The organism is Myxococcales bacterium (assembly GCA_023898405.1).
Classification (GTDB): Bacteria; Myxococcota; UBA727; order UBA727; family JABDBI01.
On record CP060221.1, the window covers coordinates 1,361,806 to 1,379,329 of the forward strand.

General features: G+C 38.0%; 18 protein-coding genes. 9 read left to right on the forward strand and 9 right to left on the reverse strand.

Annotated features, from left to right (window positions below; translation table 11 throughout):
* Positions 1 to 37 precede the first annotated feature (37 nt).
* A complete protein-coding gene (locus H6731_06125; protein ID USN49854.1) occupies positions 38 to 325 on the reverse strand; it encodes a hypothetical protein in 288 nt (95 codons plus the stop codon).
* Positions 326 to 404: 79 nt separating this feature from the next.
* Positions 405 to 668, reverse strand: a complete 264-nt coding sequence (locus H6731_06130) for a hypothetical protein (GenBank protein USN49855.1) — start codon at positions 666 to 668, stop codon at positions 405 to 407.
* A 32-nt stretch (positions 669 to 700) separates the two neighbouring features.
* On the opposite strand from H6731_06130, the gene H6731_06135 reads away from it, so the two are divergent.
* Positions 701 to 1,132 carry a hypothetical protein gene (locus H6731_06135; GenBank protein USN49856.1) on the forward strand — a complete coding sequence of 144 codons (432 nt, stop codon included), beginning with the start codon at positions 701 to 703 and terminating at the stop codon, positions 1,130 to 1,132.
* A gap of 35 nt (positions 1,133 to 1,167) precedes the next feature.
* Here the strand turns inward: H6731_06135 and H6731_06140 are convergent, their stop codons facing one another.
* From H6731_06140 to H6731_06150, 3 genes are all read right to left on the reverse strand, one after another.
* Positions 1,168 to 4,908, reverse strand: coding sequence for a hypothetical protein (locus tag H6731_06140; GenBank protein USN49857.1), 3,741 nt, complete (start codon positions 4,906 to 4,908; stop codon positions 1,168 to 1,170).
* A gap of 184 nt (positions 4,909 to 5,092) precedes the next feature.
* On the reverse strand, positions 5,093 to 6,601 hold the full coding sequence (locus tag H6731_06145) for a cobyric acid synthase (protein ID USN49858.1): 1,509 nt from the start codon (positions 6,599 to 6,601) through the stop codon (positions 5,093 to 5,095).
* A 101-nt stretch (positions 6,602 to 6,702) separates the two neighbouring features.
* A complete protein-coding gene (locus H6731_06150; protein ID USN49859.1) occupies positions 6,703 to 7,386 on the reverse strand; it encodes a hypothetical protein in 684 nt (227 codons plus the stop codon).
* Positions 7,387 to 7,661: 275 nt separating this feature from the next.
* On the opposite strand from H6731_06150, the gene H6731_06155 reads away from it, so the two are divergent.
* Entirely contained in the window at positions 7,662 to 9,197 is a 1,536-nt protein-coding gene (locus tag H6731_06155; GenBank protein USN49860.1) for a M20/M25/M40 family metallo-hydrolase, read from the forward strand.
* 470 nt (positions 9,198 to 9,667) lie between these two features.
* Positions 9,668 to 9,811, forward strand: a complete 144-nt coding sequence (locus tag H6731_06160; protein ID USN49861.1) for a hypothetical protein — start codon at positions 9,668 to 9,670, stop codon at positions 9,809 to 9,811.
* A 35-nt stretch (positions 9,812 to 9,846) separates the two neighbouring features.
* On the opposite strand, the gene H6731_06165 is transcribed toward H6731_06160, so the two are convergent.
* On the reverse strand, positions 9,847 to 10,353 hold the full coding sequence (locus H6731_06165; GenBank protein USN49862.1) for a hypothetical protein: 507 nt from the start codon (positions 10,351 to 10,353) through the stop codon (positions 9,847 to 9,849).
* Positions 10,354 to 10,448: 95 nt separating this feature from the next.
* On the opposite strand from H6731_06165, the gene H6731_06170 reads away from it, so the two are divergent.
* Positions 10,449 to 11,096, forward strand: coding sequence for a hypothetical protein (locus tag H6731_06170; protein ID USN49863.1), 648 nt, complete (start codon positions 10,449 to 10,451; stop codon positions 11,094 to 11,096).
* 1 nt (position 11,097) lies between these two features.
* Here H6731_06170 and H6731_06175 read toward each other — a convergent pair whose 3' ends face one another.
* Positions 11,098 to 11,880 carry a metallophosphoesterase gene (locus H6731_06175; GenBank protein ID USN51949.1) on the reverse strand — a complete coding sequence of 261 codons (783 nt, stop codon included), beginning with the start codon at positions 11,878 to 11,880 and terminating at the stop codon, positions 11,098 to 11,100.
* Positions 11,881 to 12,109: 229 nt separating this feature from the next.
* Here H6731_06175 and raiA point away from each other — a divergent pair, with 229 nt between their 5' ends.
* From raiA to H6731_06200, 5 genes are all read left to right on the forward strand, one after another.
* Positions 12,110 to 12,673 (forward strand): ribosome-associated translation inhibitor RaiA, encoded by a 564-nt coding sequence (gene raiA, locus H6731_06180; GenBank protein ID USN49864.1) that lies wholly within the window; start codon positions 12,110 to 12,112, stop codon positions 12,671 to 12,673.
* A gap of 3 nt (positions 12,674 to 12,676) precedes the next feature.
* A complete protein-coding gene (gene rapZ, locus H6731_06185) occupies positions 12,677 to 13,534 on the forward strand; it encodes an RNase adapter RapZ (protein ID USN49865.1) in 858 nt (285 codons plus the stop codon).
* Positions 13,535 to 13,564: 30 nt separating this feature from the next.
* Positions 13,565 to 14,404, forward strand: coding sequence for a transketolase (locus H6731_06190; protein USN49866.1), 840 nt, complete (start codon positions 13,565 to 13,567; stop codon positions 14,402 to 14,404).
* Complete coding sequence (locus H6731_06195; GenBank protein USN49867.1) at positions 14,395 to 15,333, forward strand: transketolase family protein; 939 nt, start codon at positions 14,395 to 14,397, stop codon at positions 15,331 to 15,333. Before H6731_06190 ends, H6731_06195 begins: the two co-directional genes overlap by 10 nt.
* Positions 15,334 to 15,565: 232 nt before the next feature.
* Positions 15,566 to 16,351 carry a hypothetical protein gene (locus H6731_06200; protein ID USN49868.1) on the forward strand — a complete coding sequence of 262 codons (786 nt, stop codon included), beginning with the start codon at positions 15,566 to 15,568 and terminating at the stop codon, positions 16,349 to 16,351.
* A 106-nt stretch (positions 16,352 to 16,457) separates the two neighbouring features.
* Here the strand turns inward: H6731_06200 and H6731_06205 are convergent, their stop codons facing one another.
* Positions 16,458 to 17,267, reverse strand: a complete 810-nt coding sequence (locus tag H6731_06205) for a flagellar biosynthetic protein FliR (GenBank protein USN49869.1) — start codon at positions 17,265 to 17,267, stop codon at positions 16,458 to 16,460.
* On the reverse strand, positions 17,264 to 17,524 hold the full coding sequence (locus H6731_06210; protein USN49870.1) for a flagellar biosynthetic protein FliQ: 261 nt from the start codon (positions 17,522 to 17,524) through the stop codon (positions 17,264 to 17,266). Before H6731_06210 ends, H6731_06205 begins: the two co-directional genes overlap by 4 nt.

Genomic DNA, 17,524 nt, shown 5'->3' on the forward strand with positions numbered 1-17,524 from the left:
TTACTTCTTTATAAAGCGGGTGGCAAAAAGCTTTTGCTTATTCTGCTTTTATCAGTTGGCACGTATTATCGATGCACTTTTCATCTTGCATACAGTCTTGATCTCTTTCACACGTTCTATGCTCATCTTTCATGAGATATTCGGGAGGGGCTCCGTAACAGGCCATCAGGGTAACTGACAAAGCGCTTGCTCCAACAGCTTTTGCAAGATTGATAGATGCTGAACTTTTAGGTTTAAGCGACTTTTTGCTGGGGGTAAAACTTAAAGAGCAATAAGAGCAATTTTCTCTCACAATAAAACTAGAACATTCACTGCATTGCCTCATAAAAACTCCTCAACTAAGTATTTTTATTAGAACAGAGCGAGAAAAAACTGCAATATGGATCTTTTGTATGGATAAAGAGCTAGATATTCTTTAATGTCACCCTGCCACTAAGTAATGCATCAAAGAATTTATCTTTTATAGGTTCTGCTCCTACATAATGTATAGCAACATTATCAATTCGAATATTTTTTCTTTGATTAAGGTTTTGCACAGAGCTCAACATCGTTTCTAGAATTTCTTGAGTATCATCAACACAAATCACACGACTTGGATAGGATGCATAAGCATCGTAATACAAATCCAAAAGTTTATTGCAGTGAATTGTTGGATCCTGTTTAGCCATATAATATACGCCGTTTTTGTATCCATCAACTTGTGTACGATTTGCTGCTTCGGTCAATTGTAAAAGGTCTTTCGTATTCAAATCTTCAATATAAAAATACCAATTACAATATAGAAATTGCATTTTCTGGTATGGGAGAGCATGGATTAGCTTCAGAAATTTTTGCAGCAATTGGCAGAGTCAACCCCCAAAATAGGCACCGTTTTTCCGCAGTATTAGATAGGGCAGGTATCCAATCAAAAAAATATCACGATGTTCGAACTTGTTATATCAATATGATAGGAAGCCATGAGTTTTGTGTGCAGTTTTGTTCGAATGGTTCCGCTAATAATGGAGCTATCAATATCTTTGATTACGGAATCATAGGAAAATTAAATGAAGAAAAAAATAATATAGATTTTCTTATGGTTAATCATTACTTATTACGTGACAAAAAAATTGAATCAAAGTTACTTTCCAATTGAAAAGATCTACAACTTTTTAAGCGGTTTATCCCTTTTTAATTCAATCTACCGATATGAAGCAAAGACTGAGTTCTTCTATCGTGAGCCAAGTTTTTCTTGTCATCCTGGTGCACGATTGATTGGCGTGTTTGCTCTTGATGGTTGAGTGCATCGAGTGTGCCCTGAATACGATATTTGGTTTGCCTTTTTTTACTGCGAAATAAACGGTTTAACGCGTGTGGTCTCGATTTAAATTTTTCTTGCAGTATCGGAATGCTTTTATCCTGCAATGAATTTACTTCATTTAAAATATTTTTATAATGCTCCAGCCGTTCTATATAATTTTTGACATATTCTGGATCCATTTGTTTCATTACTTCATCTTGCTGAAGGGCAGTTATTCTAGTGTTGAGCAATTCTAGTAAGTCATAGTACTCAGAAACCCTTTCAATAATTTCATCTTTCGACATTTGAAAATTAATTTGATGTGAATGATATTTTATAAACAAATTATCTGCATCATCCTCTATTCTAAGACGCTTCTTTTTAGCAATGGTATAAATATTTTGACGCTCAATGTCGCTAAATCCCTGCTGTTTTAAATCCAAAAGCCTTAAGAGGTCATTTCTCGCTGAAACCAAAGCAGTACCGTATAAACTTTTATCCTGTCGAATACCGTTTTCGATAATTCCTCTATATCGTAAAAGACCTATTTTTTTCGCAAGCGGACTGCTTTCATCGAGTAAATATTTATCGCTTTGTAAAAGTCTTAACTGCCTGTCTATGTGACGCAGGTGAATACGAGTTTGCTTGTAAAATTCTTTTATAAGTTTTCTATTTTTTTTGTTATTTTCAGCGTTAAAAATAACTTTATCAAGCTGAGAGTTACTTTCATGAGAGGAAAAATTGGCGATAAAGGTTCTGACCTGGTTTACTATTTCCATATAACCGCTTTCTGTATGAACAAATAAGTCTTCAGGTTGAGCTCCTAATAGATGATGTATAGCTGAAAAACCACTATAGCCATCAGCAGTTTCAATAAATTGTTTTATGATAAGACCTTGCTTATCGGGATGTTTGTTTTTTAGCTCTTTAAGTAGCGTCTCTAAACGGTATTTGTCGATTCCGCTGGCTCGATGAGCTTTTTGGATCAGTTCATCAATTTTTTCTACCTCACTCATGCTGGATAGAATAAATAAATCTCTCCTACTGAGTTCCCTTTCAATATTAATCAATCGAGGAAATTTTGAATTTTTTTCAACGAAACTGTCTATCTGAGTACTAAATAATTTATTGATGTGTTCTACTATGCGGTTTTCTTCATTGCCGGTGATTTTTGTATCTTCCAGTTGAGCATGTATTAAGAGGCTGTCAAAATTGGATATAGAGGCATTATCCATGTGCTCATCAATGGAATATATTCTTCGGTGTGTAATGTAGAGATCTTTATTGAAGCGTCCGCTAAATCCTTGACCTTCACTTACTCTTCCTCCGTAACTGCTTCTTCTTACAGCAATTAATCCGTTGGTGGCTATACTTGTTCCATCGGCTCGCATCACTTCGCGATCCACGCCTTCAAAACTAATATTTATTCGGTCTTTATTGGGGCGGGTAATTTTGTCGGCTTTATTGATTATCGAAATTATGGCGGGCACTATTGGTGCATAAAATCCAACCTGAACGCTGTTAGAGCTGATGTGAGTTTGTTCTAAATAAGTAAGTTCAATGCCTTTTGTTTTCAATGCATTATTTTGTGCTCTAAAATCCATTAATAAATTTTCTGCTCCACGCTCTTCACTGCTGATTTCCATTTCATAACGATTAGGAAGCTCTCCGTTATGTACCATGTTGAAGTAAGCTTCTTTGGCTTCGGGGTTATTAAAATCAAATAAAAAAATTTGTTTTCGTGCCAAAGAGATTCCATGTACAGCTCCGTTGGCAATAACATTCATGACAGAATTAAATAACCCGATTTCAAAGACTCGTGTTGGCTCAACGCTTACTTGAAACTTGTTGTTTGGTAAACGATTAAGTCCCATTTCGAATTCAGCAGCTAATTCGATGTTACCTCCGATACGAAAAGGAGCTATTGGTACAAATGCTTCTATGCCGGTAACGAACGCGCCAAAAAGTTTACCTATTTTTTTTTGTACCAGTTCATCTCCTTCTTGAAGTTCGTCAGGATTTTCAAAGCCAGGAAATTTGCTATGAGATATTTTTTTACCAAGGATGAGCAAAAGGCCAGCAATGTCGGATTCTGAGAGCATGTTTTGTGCTTGTTCCAAATCAACATGAGTACGAAATAAATTTTCAATTGTGTGTTCAGTACCTGCACGAAAGGCAATAGAAATTGGTACGTTGGTAGCCCAAAAATTAAAAGCGGCACTTGCTGAAATTCCGATGCTTCGGTTGTCTTTTACTTCGATCTTATGTTTATCGCGCAGAGAAGAAAACTTTCCATCAATAGGGTATCGGCCAAGATAAGCCACTGAGTGTTCTCTTGATATGTTAAAAATAACGTTACCACCTGCTCCAATGCTATTGGCCAGCAGAGTTTGTAGAGCGATTCCCGCCTGTAGATAATTTTTCCATCCAGCAATAACACCACCAAAAGATAGAAAAGACACTTGTCCGTTGGACCAAAAAGTTCCTTGTTCAAAATTCATGGTGTAGTTAGCTCCAAAACCAAGATAACTATCTGTGTAGTAGACCCACCAATCAAGACTGCGACCTGAAAGAAGATTGTTCATCCAGTTATAGGATCCAGAAAAACTTAAGCCCATTGGGTTAACAAAGAGTGAGTTAGTGATAGATGAATTGTATGCTGCAAAATAGTGATTTCCCACCAACATAGCTGATAAACTCTGAGGGGTTACGGTGGAAGAAAATGAATTAAGTGGGTTAACTGCCGCCATGCCTCCGGAAAGACTATAATTAAAAGCAGCAGTTTGAGATCTGAATCTAACAAAAAGCCCTAAATTATTTATGAATAAAAAATGTTTTCGTAGCTGATGAATTATTTTTCCATCTAAAATAGCCTTGTTGGCATTCATTTCTAGTTTTTCAAATTCACGTACAAGATGTTTATCTAACGGAAAATCAATAGTATCAAGCTCATTTGATTTACTATAAGTTTTGTAATTATTTAAGACCATCTCTATGCGATTAAAAAGTGTCAGAGGGTCTCCGTAGGTTTCACCCGTACTCAATTTTACCAGCATGCCTCTTGTTGATCTGACAGCTCCGTTTTCAACAAGTTTGATTACCTCCCTAGATGTGAGCTGAGCATTTTGTGCTAGAATAGCTTGGGATTTTTCAACCGAAATTTTATTTTTCTTCCACAAAAATCTTAAAACATTAGCCAAAGATAATTCATCATGGAATTTTTTTTTGATGGTGTTCGTAAAATCTATAAATAATTCATTTTTTAATATCGATATGATCTCATCCAATTCAAAAGGACCGCTTAAAAAATGATAGAGCGTAGTAAAATATTCTTGGCCAAGATTATTTTCTTCATCAATAAATTGATATTTGATTTGCATATGAGAAAAAAGATTATCCATCTGCCCGAATAATTTTTTTACTCGCTTTATTTCATAATTTACATGTTGTTTCTCTAAACCATTCATTATGGAAGAAAAACTCTTTAAGAATTTTTCGTCCTCTTTGTTGTCGGCTGAAGATGAGATATTGCGCTTCGGTTCTGAGTTGTGTTGGCCGGTAATAGTTGCGCTGTAAAAATTTAAAAACAAAAAGATTAGACATAAAATGAATGATAATGGTTGGGAATTCATCTTATCTCCTCAAAATAGAATTATTTTTAGGATGAGAATGGTCGAGAACCCCAGATAGAATCTTACTCTCAGTAAATTTTGCTCTCGTAATTGATATCGGCTTATATGGCACTTGAGTGCTAAAAAATATTTTTTAAAAAAGCGTTGTGCCAATAAAAAGCTCGGTTAATTTCAGAGGTTGGTATTATGAGCTTATCCCGGCAATATTTTTTAATTTTCTCATGTCTAAATGTGAGCGGAAATGATGAGCAAGCTTGTGATAGTTATCGCGCTCACTGCTCTGGTTTGGTTGAGATGTAATTTCAGACCAGTTGATTTTTTTATTGGTAAGCGATTGTAAAAATGAAAATCTAAAATGCGGTAAATCAAATAAGCCGTGCACATAACAACCCCAGACTTTGTTGTCATCGCTCATAGCCCCATCTTCTCGATTAATGACGATGCTATTTTGAGAAATTATCTTTATAAAAGAGTGGCACTTTTTTGTTTTTTTAGTAATTCCGTGGTGAATTTCATAACCTTGGATGATTTGTCTTGTGTTAAGACATTCTCCCTCAATGCGATGTAATTGTTTATTTTTATCTAGAGTCGTTTCAATTGGCAGGAGTGATAATCCTAATGTCTCGCCAGCACTTGACTCAATAGCATTGGGATCGTGAATTTTTTCTCCCAGCATCTGATAACCACCACAAATACCCCCAATACTACCACCTTTTTTTCTAAATCTCAGTATTTCAGCGCTCCATCCTGAGTGGTGGAGCCAGTTAAGGTCTGAACGAACATTTTTGCTGCCGGGAATAAGGAGCAGATCATAACCCGAAAGATTGCGAGGTTTTCTGAGAAAGTGCAGGCAGGAAAGTTGTGAAATGTTGAGAGGAAAAAAATCGGTGAAATTGGAAATATGCGGGAGTAATAATACAGCGATGTTGATCAATTTTTTTTCGAGCGCTTTTTGTGGATCGACAACTGCATCGAGCGGGAGACCATCTTCGGAGTCAATATGAATGTCAGAAAAAAATGGAATGACCCCTAACACAGGCAAGTTGGTTTTTTTTTCGATAAAATCAACACCATCTTTAAAAAGTTCAATATCTCCACGAAATCGATTTATGATAATGCCTTTTACACGAGAGAGATCTTTTTTTCCCAGCAAATCTAAGGTGCCGCAAACTTGAGCAAATACTCCACCTCGATCAATGTCAGCAACCAAAATAACATGAGCATTAGCGTGATGAGCAGCTTCAAAATTTGTGAAATCACAAGCACGCAAATTTATTTCAGCGCATGAGCCTGCTCCTTCAAGAATCACCATATCGAAATGAGAATTTAAATAATCAAGACTAGAAAATGCTTTTTCTTTAAAAAATTTTGTATCAACAAAATAATCGCGCGCCGATTTATTTTCTAATACTTTTCCATGAACAATAATTTGAGATGTAGTGTTATTCAGTGGCTTAAGCAAAATTGGATTCATATGAACGCTGGGTTCAATACATGCAGCATGAGCTTGCACAGCTTGTGCTCGAGCAAGCTCCCCCTGATCTAAGGAAACAAATGAATTGTTAGACATATTTTGGGCTTTAAAGGGAGCGACATTTAATCCCATATCGTGGAAGATGCGACAAAGTGCCGTAGCGCAGAGGCTTTTTCCTACATCAGAAGCAGTACCAAGCACTGCAATATTAATGCTCACAATTTTCTCCCGAGCTCAAGCTGGATAAAATTTTACTTAAGCTCTAATTAAAAAAGCCGGTACAACAATACCGGCTCACGAAAATTTAAATGTTGTTGAAATTATGGATTGTAAGACTCGATGCTAGCTCCATTTACCTGAAATGAAACACATCCACTCTCATCGCATTCGCAATTTGAGTATGAAATATTTGCGGTCATTTCATCTTCATAAAAGCGTCCCCACCAACGCATTTGATTTACTGGTGCAGGAATATCTTTGTGAAAGTTGCCATTGAGCTTATCAAGATCAAGACTAAAGTAGATGTCAGCGTACGAACCAGCATTGGGGCAATCTCCTTCGAAGCACCAATCAAGTGTTCCCGAAGAAAGCGTCGTAGCAAAATTATCATCGAACGCTTTATCTTCAGAATAGATCTTAAAGTCAACGTCAACTTCTACTCGAGCACTTGGACATACGATACCGATATCAAAAGTATTATCGGAAGTATAAATTGGTTCTGAGTGAATATATCTGACGATTGGTGAACGTTGCTTAAGTTCCACATATCCCATGCTTTCGCCTGTTTTATAACCATAGATAAACTTTACGTCACGTTTCTGACCGGTGACAGCGAACAGATCGCCTCCGCTGAAGCCTAAAGGTGTTTGCTCACTCCATTCGTAAGTTTCTACCGATTCTTGACAATATGGCCATGCCTTCGCAGTTGGAGTCCTCTGTAAGATGTGCGCGTGCAAAGTGGTAGCCATGGCAAGAAGTAAACCAAAAAATTGAATTAACCTCATGACAACTCCTAGAAAGTTATGATGTTGCTTTTTTAGTCGTTTAGTTGGGTCAGCTTTGTTCAAAGACCAAAAAACTGAAACATTTTTAAGTTCTAAAAATTAATTAAAACAAAAGAGATTATTTGTCATAATTTTTCTGTATTTTTTATGTGAAAAAATATTTTTATTATCTGTGTGTGTGATTAATTTGCTGTATTTTATTTGCTTGAATGTTTTGGGAAGTAAATAGCGAAATTGTGTAAATTGTTTTTATGGTAAAAATTGGAGTCCAATAGATGAAAATAAAAGTGAATCATTATAGTGGTCTTTGTTGCATATTTTTAATGATTGTGTCTGGTACAGCAAGCTCAGATACTTTTAACTTAGAAGAAAGTTCATTGTTGCGTGAAAGTCTAACGGTAGAAGGAATTAGGCATCACCAAAAAGAATTAGAAAAAATTGCATTGAACAATAACGGAAATCGATTTGTTAAAGGCGAAGGATATAAACAATCGCTGGATTATGTTGAAAATCAATTAAAAATTAGTGGCTATCAGTTAAGCCGCCAAAGTTTTCCTCTTTATTTTAGTGAGAATAATAGTGAACCTCAGTTTGAGCAAAGCAAGCCAGAAAAATATCCTTTTAAACTCGATGAAGATTTTTCGATTATGAGCCAAAAAGCAACTTTAGAGTTTACAGCCCAAATAGAAGCGGTCGATTTAACAATACCAAGCCCAAAAGCAAACAGTTCAACATCTGGATGCGAGGTGAGCGATTTTAGTAATTTTACCAAAGGAAATATCGCTCTGATTCAGCGTGGTAGTTGTACTTTTCAAACAAAAGTGAACAATGCACATGCAGCAGGTGCAGTGGGTGTCATTATTTTTAATGAAGGAAATCCTGGTCGCCTTGATGTTATCTCCAGTAGTATTCGAGGTCCTCTTGCTCAATACCCAGTTTTGGGGGCAAGCTTTGCGGTTGGGCAGAAATTGAGCTCTTCCAAATCTCATGGTGCGACCGAAAATTTTGGTCACATAAAAATTGACGTGATTGAAAAAAGACATATGGTTCAAAATCTTATTGCAGAAACAGCAAAAGGTGATGAAACGAGAGTATTGGTAGTAGGTTCTCATCTTGATAGCGTCATTCATGGACCAGGTATAAATGATAATGGCAGTGGTAGCGCTACGATACTCTCCATTGCACAAAAATATGCACAGCTTTCAATTGAACCCAAAAATAAAATTCGTTTTATTTGGTTTGCTGCTGAAGAGCTTGGGCTTTTGGGATCTGAACATTATGTAAGCTCGCTTTCAGCTAATGAAAAAAAACATATCTTGGCCATGCTTAACTTTGATATGCTCAACTCTTCCAACTATGCTCGCTTTGTATACAACGGCAGCCGTGCCTCCGAAGGGTCAGGATTTATTGAGCAAATCTTTTTGGATTATTTTAAGGATATGGGCTTAGTTTCTCACCCAACTTCTTTTGATGGGCGATCTGATTACGGACCTTTTATTCAAGCAGGAATTCCTGCTGGAGGATTATTTTCTGGCGCAGAGGGAAGAAAGAGTGCGCGTTTGGCGGAAATCTATGGTGGCATTGCGTATGCACCTTATGATCCTTGCTACCACAAAAGTTGCGATGATTTTGCTCACACAGGAGAACTGCCAGAGTATTCCTTGGCCCTCAAATCACTCGATGAACTTTCCGATGCTGCAGCGCATGCAGTTTTAGCTCTGTCTAAGAGTGATGCCGATATCCGTTCAACGGATCTTGATGGAAAAACAGCCATTGAGTTTGAATACAGAGGAAATTATTTGCTTAGGTAATAATAGCAATCTCATAAATTAACCAACTTTTAATTGTTGAATGCCCGCAGCAAAGCGAGAGCTGGGAAGAAAATAAAGGACCAGTTAATTTCTGGGATTGGTATAACTAAAGTCTTATTCAACACATTGCTTTGGGCAAAGAAAAATATTTCGAAAATAATTTTCTTGATTGCTATAGGCTTCATTTTAAATAGTGTTCAGCTATTTCTTAAGGAGTTAGATTATAATGATATTTTTTTTAGCCACTACGTCCTATTATTGCTATCTACTATAACTATTTCTCAGGTAAGCCTTTCCATGGAACATAACTTTGATCCTATCCCGCTAACAAGCAAGCGTCTGGCTCAAGTTGATGAAAATGAGACATTTCATAAACTCGATATCCGTGTGGGCACAGTGGTTTCAGCTAAAGATGGGCTGGTAGATTTTGGCCAAACGAACCAATACGTACTCAAAAAAAATACCAAGACATGCATGATAATATCCAGATATTAAGAGCATTTAATCTTTTTGGACTTGAGTACGAAGATAATATTTTGGGTGTAATAGTTGATGGTGTGCGGATACCGCTCACCCTTGAACGTGCAAGACAAAATGGACGCTTCTTAAAATAATTTCTCAAAATGCAGAGAGGCTTTTCAGGTCCTCCTTAATCGATAAAAATATTAAATGCACCGTAGACGAGAGATTTTAAGGTACGCCAACTTTCTCTCGGTAATACCACGCCAGCTGTATAGAGAGAGCGCTTTAACAAATACCAACTGTCACCAGCAATGCTCATCAAAGAAACAGGCTGGTCTCTGCGTTCGAGATTGCGATAATCATTGTAATAGAAAGTGCTTTGCCAATTTTCAAGTGCGTGAGGTATGGCGCTGCGGTTGCCACTTACACTTCTTGAGCTGCTAAAAAATAGTTTTATTGAATTTTTTGTCTGGCTAATTTTATTGGCTACTTTTTTATTAATTTTTCTTGTGGCTATGAGCGGAGCCTTAATAATTTTTGCCCCATGATATTTAGCCTCGCGTTTTAAGATTGCAGCTTTGTTTCGCTCCAAATCATACTCTAAATATTCTCCAATTTCATTGTTGGAGATGTGTTTTGTTTCAGACCAAGAAGTAACGCAAAAGCAAAAGCTGACTAAGAAAAATACTTTCATATTAGTTCTTGTTCTTAAACAATGATTTTGGATGCCAGGAACAACTTTTTTTCGCTTTATCCGAAAATACTGGGGTAAATACAGAAGGATGAGCTATGAAGAAAAGTTGTCTTATGCTGTTAGCACTCTTTATCAATCAGCTGTACGCAGAAAATATTGCTTATCTGGTACAAAAAAAAGAAATTCAGGCAAGGCTTATAACCGGTAGTGAAGGGAAAAGCGATTTTATTGTAGAATCCATAGATGGTAGTCTTATCGCCCAATTTTCACAAGCTTTGGATGAAGAAACTGAAGGAGTTCGAGCATTCTTATCCGAAGATGAAACTCAAAAGGTGGAGATATTTGGGAATGAAGGTGACGAGTTCATATATGCCGCCTGGGAGCACGGACAAGAGCTCGGCATGTTCCTTTTTGATCCATCAGTAAATATATTTCAAGAAATGGTAGTCTATGACATGTTTGTGCAAAGAGATATGGATCAGGACGAGAAGGCAAGCTACTCAGTGAATATTACAGCGCTGGGAGATACACAAGCAGCTTATTTTGAAAATTGCGTAGGAGAATTTGATAGCACTGCTCCTCAACATCTTTCACTTGTCTGTGAAAATGAAGATGGCAGCTCAGTAGAAATTAAAAGTGAATTTGATTCTGAATCAGGTGAGACTATCATGTCCGCAACTTATTTTACTAACAATCCTTATGATCCCGAAGTACACTTTTCGGGGGGCTCAATGATTTCATAAATTATTTTTTGTAAAAATCATGATCAAGGCTATCTTTGGTAGCACCAAGGTCGAAGAGCGCTACTTCTCTTTTGCCTTTTTCACCTAAGCGTATGGGCATAACGGCGGCTCCAATACCTGCAGAGACATACACAGCGCCATGAGGATGAGCTTGATCTAGGTGCCCATAAAAACCGTGAATATAACGATGGCCTACTACTTTTTTTAAAATAAGTTCATGAATTCCTGCTACAGTTATTTGTCCTGCGTGCGTATGTCCTGAAAGAACTAAGGGAACATGATGAGGCCATAAAAGATCTGCTTGTTCGGCAATGTGGCTCAAACCTAAGGTTGCAATATTTTTTTTCATCCCAAAAACGGCTTTTTTAATGTCTGCATGTTTGGTGTAGGCATCATCTAGTCCGACAATCTGAAGTCTATCTGTACCGATGTTGATAATAGTGTTGGCGTTGTCCAATACCTCTACGCCACTTTTTTTCAGAGCTTTTCTTACAGCCTGCGCATTGGTCCAATGATCGTGATTTCCCAAAACAGCAAAACAAGGTTTATTAATTTTTCCAATTATTTCACTAAGGTCATCAAGATAAAGTTCACTGTGACAAACAAAATCACCGGTGAGTACCACAATGTCTGGATTTTTTTTTAAAGCTAAGTCGATAGCTTCTCTTTGCACTTTATGAGGTGTAACGCGTCCTATATGTTGATCGCTTAAGTGGGCCACCCGTATAGGTGTGCTAAGCTGCTCTTGATAAATTTCATGGCCAGCAAAATATCTTAAGCGCATATGAGAAAACCACTGACTTGCTTCATTAAAATTTCTTCTGTGATTATTTAAATGTTTGAGCATTCGTTGGTGCCAGTGCTGACCTAAATTTTTCATTTTTCACCTCAACAGGGGGATGTCTTCTCTGATTCTTGAGACTATTGTACACATAGGATGGATGTTGGATATCTGAATAATAGATTGCTAAAGTGGTGGTGTAGGCTAACGATGCCGCTACGTGGAGAATTCAATGCAAACATCAGTTACTTTTCGCCATATGACCGCAAGTGATGCTCTCAAAGACCATGGCATAGATAAGATAAGTCGTCTTGCAAAGTGGTTGGGAGATAATGCAGATGCTCATATTGTATTAAGTACGGAGCGTTATTTATTCAAAGCAGAAGTGAATATTAATGCTCACGGTTTGATTATCTGCAGTAAAGAAGTATCGAGCGATATGTATAATTCAATTGATCGTGCGGTAGAAAAAATTGAAAAGCAGGTAAAGCGCTACCGAGAAAGGCTTAGCAAGGACCGCCCAAAGAATGGTTCAAAACTTAAAATGCAATTTAAACTGCTTGAAGCAAGTGGTGAGCTTGATCAAGAAGCCCCTTCTGATATTCCACCAACCATTGTGGAAACGAAAGAGTTTCAAGCGCGACCAATGATGCTCGATGAAGCAGTAATGCAAATGGATTTGCTGCACAATGATATTTTAGTTTTTCTAAACGCTAAAACAGACCATATTAATGTGTTGTACCGCAAGAAAGGCAATAAGTATGGGCTCATTGAAACGAGTAACAATGGCGATTAGCACATGAGTCGCTTGATTATTATTTCGGGGCGCTCGGGGGCTGGCAAAACGACAGCTGCTCATGCTTTCGAAGATTTAGGGTATTTTGTGGTGGACAATCTGCCACCGCAACTGCTCGATGACCTTTTGTTATTGGTCAAAAATTCTCAAGAAAGAATGAAGAAAATTGCTATTATCGCTGATGTAAGAGAAATCGAATTTCTGCGGACGCTTCCCGAAAAATGGCAGTCTATCAATCAAAATGATTATGATAAGTTATTAATTTTTCTCGATGCTTCAGATGAAAAAATTATCCATCGCTATCAAGAAACTAAAAGACGCCACCCTCTTAATAACGGCATAGGAGTAAGAGCTGCTCTCGATAGAGAAAATAAACTTTTACTGCCGATCAAAAAATTAGCAAACAAAATTATTTTTACAGACAATCTCACTGCTCATGCATTGAGAAGTTTTTTACAAACTGAGTTCAGCGAAGAAACTAGTTATCTTAATCTTACTTTAATGAGTTTTGGTTTTAAGTATGGTGTTCCCAATGAGCTTGATCTTTGTTTTGATGTAAGATTTTTACATAATCCCTTTTATCAAGCACAACTGCGCTCTAAATCTGGACTGGAAAAAGAAGTTTTTGATTATGTTTTTAATTTTGATGAAGCCAAATCGTTTCTACAGAAATTAACTGATATGATTGATTTTCTTTATCCTCTCTATCATAAGGAAGGAAAAGCAAATCTCACAATTGCGGTTGGTTGTACAGGTGGACGCCATCGCTCGGTTTCCATAATCGAGGCATTGTATGAGCAGATGAAAGATAAAATTGATTCCATACGGGTTGAACATCGCGATCTTGACCGCCACACTTAGAGCAAAAAGAATCTTAAAAGTGGATTTAATATGCGAACATCAGCCGGTGAACTTTACGAAATAGCTCAGAGATTGCGCATTGATATTCTCAAAATGATTAGCAAGGCAGGCAATGGCCACCCAGGAGGATCGCTCAGCGCGCTTGATATAATTCTTGAGCTTTATATGAATGAAATGCATCACGATGCAAAAAATCCTAAAGATCCTAGTCGTGATCGTTTTGTTTTATCAAAAGGTCATGGGGTCCCTGCGCTCTATGCCGTGTTGTCTCATTGTGGATATTTTTCACATGACAAACTTTTTCATCTGAGGGAATTAGGCTCACCTTTACAGGGCCACCCAGCAAATCGTCTGCTCGATTGTATTGAAGCCTCAACGGGATCATTGGGACAAGGCTTATCTGTAGCGCTCGGTATGGCTTTGGCTGCTCGAGTGGAGCAAGAAAAAGATCATTATCGTGTCTATGCTCTCTTGGGAGATGGTGAACTGCAAGAGGGACAAGTTTGGGAAGCACTCATGTGCGCATCCCATTACAAAGTGAGTAATCTTACCGCCATAGTTGACCGCAATCAGGGACAGATCGATGGTCTTGTAAACAATGTCATGAATATTGAACCATTAGCAGAGCGTTTTAGAAGTTTTGGCTGGCATGTACTCACTATTGATGGACATGACTATTCACAAATTCATCAAGCAATTAAAGATGCCCATCGAGAGCGTGAGCATCCCACTATGATCATTGCCAATACCATAAAGGGAAAAGGGGTTTCTTTTTTGGAGGCTGACACCGTTGCTTGGCATGGCAAAGCTTTATCTAAAGAAGAACTTGAAAAAGCCATCAACGAATTAGGAGCTTCAACATGCAAATAAAAGTGGCTAGTAGAAAAGCATTTGGCGATAGTCTTGTGAAACTTGGTGAAAACCCAAAAATTGTAGCGCTGGATGCTGATCTTTCCAAGAGCACCAACAGTTTTGCTTTTAGTCAAAAATACCCAAAGCGATTTTTTCAAATGGGTATCGCTGAAGCTAACATGATCGGCGTTGCATCAGGATTAGCATTAAGTGGATATATTCCCTTTGCTTGCTCCTTTGCCTGTTTTATTACAGGGAGATTTGATCAGATTAAAATGAGTGTGGCCTACTCTGGAGCTGCTGTAAGAATAGTTGGGACCCACGCCGGAGTTGGCATTGGAGAAGATGGCTATTCACAGCAAGGGCTCGAGGATATTGCTTTGATGCGCTCATTGCCGAGCATGGAAGTCTTTCAACCAGCTGATGATGTAGAAACTGCATCCATTATGGATTATTTGATCGTTTCAAAAAATCCCGCATATTTGCGATTGACTCGCCAAGATTTGGTACGTGTTCATGATGATACTTACCAATTTGTAGCAGGTAAATTCCCACTTTTAAAAAACGGCAAAGATATCAGTGTATTTGCAACAGGCGGTACAGTTTTTAATGCTCTAAGTGCTGCGCAAGAACTCAAAGCTCAGGGAATCGATGTGGCGGTTTACAATGCAAGCTCACTTAAACCGGTAGATGAAGAGAACATTGCCTGTGCAGTTAAACATTCGAAACTTTTAGTGACTATCGAGGATCATAGCATTATAGGAGGTTTGGGAGGAGCCATTGCTGAGGCAGCGACAGCCCATGGTTTGGTGCCATCACTGCTAAGGATTGGTATTGATGATGAATTTGGTGAGTCTGGAACTCCAGAGAGTCTCTACGAAAAACACGCTTTATCAAAGGATAAAATTGCTCAAAGAATTTTGCTTGAGTGGCGCCGTTTACGATAAAAAATAGATTTGTTCAAAATTGAGATTGGTGATCTTTTTTGGTGAGTTTATTGCCATGAGGATCGCATTTTTTTTAGGTTTTTTCTGGTTTAATTGGCTGGATTATTTGAGTAATATTTTTTGGGCCAGATCCTCTCGTGAATAATTGCGGCTGATCGTTATATCTATGCATGGGGCGGTTTTAGCAATGCCATCAAACCAACCCATTATTGAATGCAAAATGGAGAATATTATGACAGGTAAGATTATTTCACTTTTTGGAGCTTTAGCTCTGATGGTGAGTTTTGGTGTTCGAGCAGAGAATAATTTGAGCCCAAGCGAAAATGCATTGATAAATGACGTTACAGCAATGACGCTATCCAATCTGGATGAGCAGGGGCTGAGCCTGAGTGGTTCTAATACCGACCAGTTTCTGTTAGATTCGGTGACAAAGCTGCTAGGTTTGAGCAAAGGTAAAGAAGAAGCTAGAGCACAAGGCATGGAGATGAAGGATGCGTCAGGGGATAGGCCAAAGGCAAGGGTTTCATTTGGTCCTGCCGATATGGGTATAGCACCAGCAGCTAATTCTATGGATGATGAAATCAATCTTGATACTGCCCAAGGACAGTACTTTCTTCTTGATACCATCAAGAATGTTGTAAGCTCGATCTTCGGTGGCGGCTCAAAGAGCACATCTGAACAACCAGCAGCCAATTTTATGGATGATCAGTTAAGCCTGAGCGATGCAAATGCTCACTATGGTGCTATCAGCGATGCCGCTAAAAACTTAGTTGGTGCTATCAAGGATAAAGTTGCCAGTGGAGCAGAAAAATTTGCTGGGCTTTTGCGCGGTAACAAGGGAGAAGAGGAATCCATGGAAAATAGCTTGGATCTTAATGATACAAGCGTAGAGTATGGTGCAGTGACCGATGCTCTTAAAGGATTGGTTGGAGCTATTGCAGGGAAAGTTGCCAGTGGAGCAGAGAAAATTAAGAACCTTGTTACCAGTGGTAGTGAATCCGAAGAGCTCGTCGAATAATAGAAAATTTTTCTATTGAGATAGATGTTCTATCAGATAGAAAGGTGCCTTCTAAAAAAGTAAGGCAGACAAAAAAGCCCTTTGCATTAAAGCCGAGGGCTTTTTTTTATGGGAATGAGAAAAGGCCTTCGCTAAAGATTTTAAAGAGCTGATAATGCTGTAAAAAATCATCCAATAGAAATGTTAAACAAAGAAATAGCATTATAAGTCCTGATACAATTTTAGCAGGGAGCGATAAAAAGTATGCATTGATCTGTGGGGCCACGCGATTCATAAGGCCAAAGGCGCAATCGATCAAAAAGCAAATAATTATCACTGGTAAAGCAAGTTTAGTGGCAAAAACAAAAAGCGAGCTCAATAACTTGAGTGATAAGGCTAAAATATATTCGTAGCTTACATTGATATTAAGGCTTGTGACCTGGAACTCTTCAAAACTTTTATAGGCTGTCAATATAATGCTTCGGTGAAGTCCAAGCACCACAAAGAGCGCCAAAGATAATTGAAAAAACATGGTTCCCATAGGTGATGAATGCACACGTAATTCAGGGACGAGCATTTTTGCCATACTTGCTGCTCGAGCATTATCGATAAACTGGCCAGCCATTTCATAGGCAAAAAATATCAGGCTAATAAAAAAACCTAAGATAAATCCTATTAACCCTTCTTTTATAAATAAGGCAGAGATAAAAATTATGTTTTTTTCGAACACAAGGTTTTCATTATAGATAGTCAAAAAACTTAGGGTACTCATGGAGAAAGCGAGACCAATACGAACAATTGCAGGTAATAGAGCTGCTCCAAAAATAGGAGTAATCAAGCTTAAGGAAAGCCAGCGTGTGAATATAAGTAAAAAAATAAGCAGATAGTGATGAAGTTTTGGATCATCAAGAAAATGAGAAAAATGATCTACATTCATGGAAGCAACGTAAAATTTAGAAAGCACGATCTGCTAAACTCAAGAATCATCTTTCCTAAAGGCGCTGCAAAAGCGATGAGGGCCAGGTATACAGCGATCATCTTTGGGGCAAAACTTAAGGTTTGCTCTTGAATTTGGGTTGTAGCACTAAAAAGAGCTACCAAAATTCCAACGATAAGGCTTGCCGCTATGGCCGGCATCGACGCGATGATAATGACAAATATTGCTTCTTTGCTAAGTGCAATTAGCTGTTCCAT

Bases quoted from the DNA above. Each gene is read 5' to 3' on its own strand.
- H6731_06130 (USN49855.1), bottom strand. From the start codon at position 668: ATGGCTAAACAGGATCCAACAATTCACTGCAATAAACTTTTGGATTTG.
- H6731_06140 (USN49857.1), bottom strand. From the start codon at position 4,908: ATGAATTCCCAACCATTATCATTCATTTTATGTCTAATCTTTTTGTTT.
- H6731_06190 (USN49866.1), top strand. From the start codon at position 13,565: ATGCGAACATCAGCCGGTGAACTTTACGAAATAGCTCAGAGATTGCGC.
- H6731_06150 (USN49859.1), bottom strand. From the start codon at position 7,386: ATGAGGTTAATTCAATTTTTTGGTTTACTTCTTGCCATGGCTACCACT.
- H6731_06205 (USN49869.1), bottom strand. From the start codon at position 17,267: ATGAATGTAGATCATTTTTCTCATTTTCTTGATGATCCAAAACTTCAT.
- H6731_06210 (USN49870.1), bottom strand. From the start codon at position 17,524: ATGGAACAGCTAATTGCACTTAGCAAAGAAGCAATATTTGTCATTATC.
- H6731_06165 (USN49862.1), bottom strand. From the start codon at position 10,353: ATGAAAGTATTTTTCTTAGTCAGCTTTTGCTTTTGCGTTACTTCTTGG.
- H6731_06125 (USN49854.1), bottom strand. From the start codon at position 325: ATGAGGCAATGCAGTGAATGTTCTAGTTTTATTGTGAGAGAAAATTGC.
- raiA (USN49864.1), top strand. From the start codon at position 12,110: ATGCAAACATCAGTTACTTTTCGCCATATGACCGCAAGTGATGCTCTC.
- H6731_06155 (USN49860.1), top strand. From the start codon at position 7,662: ATGAAAATAAAAGTGAATCATTATAGTGGTCTTTGTTGCATATTTTTA.
- H6731_06195 (USN49867.1), top strand. From the start codon at position 14,395: ATGCAAATAAAAGTGGCTAGTAGAAAAGCATTTGGCGATAGTCTTGTG.
- H6731_06160 (USN49861.1), top strand. From the start codon at position 9,668: ATGCATGATAATATCCAGATATTAAGAGCATTTAATCTTTTTGGACTT.
- H6731_06170 (USN49863.1), top strand. From the start codon at position 10,449: ATGAAGAAAAGTTGTCTTATGCTGTTAGCACTCTTTATCAATCAGCTG.
- H6731_06200 (USN49868.1), top strand. From the start codon at position 15,566: ATGACAGGTAAGATTATTTCACTTTTTGGAGCTTTAGCTCTGATGGTG.
- rapZ (USN49865.1), top strand. From the start codon at position 12,677: ATGAGTCGCTTGATTATTATTTCGGGGCGCTCGGGGGCTGGCAAAACG.
- H6731_06175 (USN51949.1), bottom strand. From the start codon at position 11,880: ATGCGCTTAAGATATTTTGCTGGCCATGAAATTTATCAAGAGCAGCTT.